This window comes from Arthrobacter sp. B0316-1-20 (assembly GCF_059091865.1).
This window is the reverse complement of sequence record NZ_JBNHHC010000163.1, coordinates 1-3979: the sequence shown is the minus strand read 5'-3', so window position 1 is coordinate 3979 and position 3979 is coordinate 1. Positions and strand designations below refer to the sequence as shown.

Genomic DNA, 3979 nt, shown 5'->3' with positions numbered 1-3979 from the left:
CGATCCCAAGGATTACCTGGACCGCCTGCGCGACCTTACCGGTGGTGCCTACGTGCTGGTGGAGAAGATCCTGGAACCGGGGGAGCGGCTGCCGGGAAGGTGGGCCTGCGCCGGAACCACCGGCTACGACGCGCTCGCGGACCTTGACCGGCTGTTCGTCGACCCCGCCGGGCAGCAGGTCCTGGAGGAACTGGCGGAAGCGCCGGACTACTACGCGATGATCCACGGTACCAAGCGGGCGATCGCCGACGGCATGCTGCACTCGGAGGTCCAGCGCCTGGTCCGGCTGGTGCCGCCATCCGCGGGGCTGGAGACCGCGGCGGCTGCGGATGCGGTGGCTGAACTGCTGGCCTGCTTCCCGGTGTACCGCAGCTACCTGCCGGACGGGGCCGAATACCTGGAGGAAGCGGTCCGGGCGGCAGCGGAGAACCGCCCCGACCTGGCCCCGGCCCTCGACGTGCTGAAGCCGCTGCTGCGGGCAACCGGGACCGAACTGTCCGTCAGGTTCCAGCAGACCTCCGGCATGGTCATGGCCAAGGGCGTGGAAGACACCGCGTTCTACCGCTATGCCCGGCTGACCTCACTGAATGAGGTGGGAGCTGACCCCTCCTTCTTCTCGCTGACCCCCGGGCAGCTGCACGCCAAGCTGGCGGAGCGGCAGCTGCAGCTGCCGCTGTCCATGACCACGCTGACCACCCATGACACCAAACGCAGCGAAGACACCAGGGCGCGCATCCATGTGCTCTCCGAGGCCGCCTCGGAGTGGGCCGGCACTTTCGGCCAGCTGCGTTCACTGGCACCGCTGGACGATGTTCCGTTCTCCGCCCTGATGTGGCAGGCACTGGTAGGGGCCTGGCCACTGGAACGGGAACGGGCCCATGCCTACGCCGAGAAAGCGGCGCGCGAGGCGGCCAGCAGCACCACCTGGACCAATCCGGACGAGGACTTCGAGCGCACCATGCACGCGGCCGTGGACGCCGCCTACGACCACCCGCAGCTGCGGCGCGTCCTGGACGACTTCACGGCACTGATCCAGGCCGCCGGCTGGTCCAACTCACTCTCCGCCAAACTGCTCCAGCTCACCATGCCCGGCGTTCCGGATGTCTACCAGGGCACGGAGTTTTGGGACCATTCGTTGGTAGACCCGGACAACCGCCGGCGCGTGGACTTCGCCGCCCGGGAAGCGGCACTGGAACGGATTGACGGCGGGGAGCAGCCCGAGCCGGGCGCCGACGGACAGGCAAAGCTGCTGGTTACCGCGCGGGCCCTGCGGCTGAGGCGGGACCGGCCCAGGCTCTTCACCAGGTACGAGCCCGTCCAGGCGGAAGGCCCGGCAGCGGAACATCTCTTCGCGTTCGACCGGGGCGGTGCCGTCAGTCTGGCCACCCGGCTGCCCTACGGCCTGGCACAACGCGGGGGCTGGGAGGACACCGCGGTGCTGCTGCCGGCGGGCAGCTATCGCGACGAACTGACCGGGCGGACCTGGGTTGCCGGGAACGACGCCGGCCAGGCAAGGGGCGGCCTGCCGGTGACCGACATTCTGGAGATCTATCCGGTGGCGCTCCTGGTCCGGGAGGGCGCGGACGACCCGGACCAGGCAAGGGAAGCATCGACGACAACGGGGAAGGGGCATACGGCATGACCGGCGAGGCACTGGAACGGTTTGATGTCTGGGCACCGGAGGCGAAGGAAACTATCCTGCTGGCCAACGGCCTCAAGGTGCCGATGCAGCAGGCCGCGGGCGGCTGGTGGAGCTGCCGTAACGCGGCCCTGCCCGAGGGCCTGAGGGAGCAACTCGCCGGTGAGGTGGACTACGGCTACCTGATCGACGGCGACGACCATCCCGTCCCGGACCCGCGGTCCCGGCGTCAGCCCAACGGCGTGCACCAGCTCTCGCGCACCTTCGACCCCGCCGCGCACCCGTGGCAGGACCGGGCCTGGAAAGGGCGGCCGCTGGCCGGCGGCGTCATCTACGAACTCCACATCGGAACCTTCACCGACGCCGGGACCCTGGATGCCGCCGTCGAAAAGCTGCCCTACCTGGCGGAGCTGGGCATCGACTTTGTGGAGTTGCTGCCGGTCAACGGCTTTAACGGTACGCACAACTGGGGCTACGACGGCGTGCTCTGGTACACCGTGCAGGAGGACTACGGCGGCCCGGCCTCCTACCAGCGGTTCGTCGATGCCGCGCACGCGCACGGGATCGGCGTGATCCAGGACGTCGTCTACAACCATCTGGGGCCCAGCGGCAACTACCTCCAGCGGTTCGGGCCCTACCTGACAGCTGGCCGGACCAGCTGGGGCGACGCCGTCAACCTGGACGCTGCCGGCTCGGACACGGTCCGGGACTACATCATCGGCAATGCCCTGATGTGGCTGCGGGACTACCACGTTGACGGGCTGCGGCTGGATGCTGTGCACGCGCTCGCGGACAGCCGTGCCGTGCACCTGCTTGAGGAACTGTCCGCCGAGGTGGACGCGCTGGGCGCACGCCTGGGCAAGCCGCTGTTCCTGGTCGCCGAATCGGACCTGAACAATCCCGGACTCATCACGCCGCGCGAAGCCAACGGCTACGGACTGTCTGCGCAGTGGAGCGACGATTTCCATCATGCGGTGCATGTGAACCTCACCGGTGAAACCGCCGGCTACTACGAGGACTTCGACTCCGTGGGTGCCCTGGCCAAGGTGCTTTCCGGCGGGTTCTTCCACGACGGCACCCTGTCCACCTTCCGCGGCCGGAAGCACGGCCGCCCTATCGACCTGGAGCGTACGCCCACTTGGAGGCTGGTGGTCTGCACCCAGAACCATGACCAGATCGGCAACCGTGCCGCCGGGGACCGGCTGAGCGCCACGCTGGATCAGAGCAAGCTGGCCCTGGCGGCGGTGCTGAACCTGACCAGTCCGTTCACCCCCATGCTGTTCATGGGTGAGGAATACGGCGCCACGACCCCGTGGCAGTTTTTCACCTCCCACCCGGAACCGGAGTTGGGCAAGGCGACCGCCGAGGGGCGGCTGAAGGAATTCGAGCGGATGGGCTGGGATCCGGCGCTGGTGCCGAATCCGCAGGAGATTGGGACGTTCCTGGACTCCAAGCTCGACTGGTCCGAGGCCGAGGGCGACAATCCGCTGCTGCAGCTGTACAAGGATCTGATCGCCCTGCGCCGGAGCACGCCGGAGCTGACGGATCCGCGGTTCAGCACCACCGCGGTCGAATACAGCGAGGACGACGGCTGGCTGGTGCTGTACCGGGGACAGGTGGCTGTGGCCGTGAATTTCGACGACGGTTCCAGCCTGGTCCCGCTGGAAGCCCTTGGCGACCCCGGCGAAGCGGACATCCTGCTGGCCACCGAGAGCGGCATCACCGTCACAGACGGTGCCGTGGTGCTGCCCGGGGCCAGTGCCGCCGTGGTACGCCTGCAACCGGAAGATGGCCCGGCAACGGTGCTCCGGGACGGCGGGCGGCCGAAGGACCGCACCTTTCAGGACTAGGAAGGCCGAGCCGATGACCTATTTTGCTGCCGGCGACCGCTACGGCACCATGCCGTACCGGCGGCTGGGACGCAGCGGACTGCAGCTGCCGGCGGTCTCGCTGGGCCTTTGGCACAATTTCGGTGACGACAAACCGCTTCAGACGCAGCGGGCCATCCTGCGCCGCGCCTTCGACCTGGGTGTCACGCATTTTGATCTGGCCAATAACTACGGGCCGCCGTACGGCAGCGCCGAAACGAACTTCGGGCGCCTGTTGCGTGAGGACTTCGGCCCGTACCGGGACGAACTGGTCATTTCCAGCAAAGCCGGTTGGGACATGTGGCCCGGACCCTACGGCTTCGGCGGCAGCCGCAAGTACCTGCTGGCGAGCCTGGACCAATCGCTGAGGCGGATGGGCCTGGACTACGTCGATATCTTCTACAGCCACCGTCCGGAGCCGGACACCCCGCTGGAGGAAACGATGGGCGCCCTCGACGCCGCCGTCCGGTCC

General features: G+C 68.1%; 3 protein-coding genes. All 3 read left to right on the top strand.

Annotation, left to right across the window (positions count from 1 at the left end; genetic code table 11):
• Positions 1 to 1642: malto-oligosyltrehalose synthase (gene treY / locus AC5RW2_RS41060; RefSeq protein ID WP_494075296.1), on the top strand; the 1642-nt coding region annotated here is incomplete at its 5' end.
• The gene (treZ, locus tag AC5RW2_RS41055; RefSeq protein ID WP_494030161.1) at positions 1639 to 3489 is read left to right on the top strand and encodes a malto-oligosyltrehalose trehalohydrolase; all 1851 of its coding nucleotides are present in this window, start codon (positions 1639 to 1641) and stop codon (positions 3487 to 3489) included. The genes treY and treZ, both read left to right, overlap by 4 nt.
• 13 nt (positions 3490 to 3502) lie before the next feature.
• Positions 3503 to 3979, top strand: a 477-nt coding sequence (locus AC5RW2_RS41050; RefSeq protein WP_494075295.1) for an aldo/keto reductase, incomplete at its 3' end; no start/stop codon positions are given.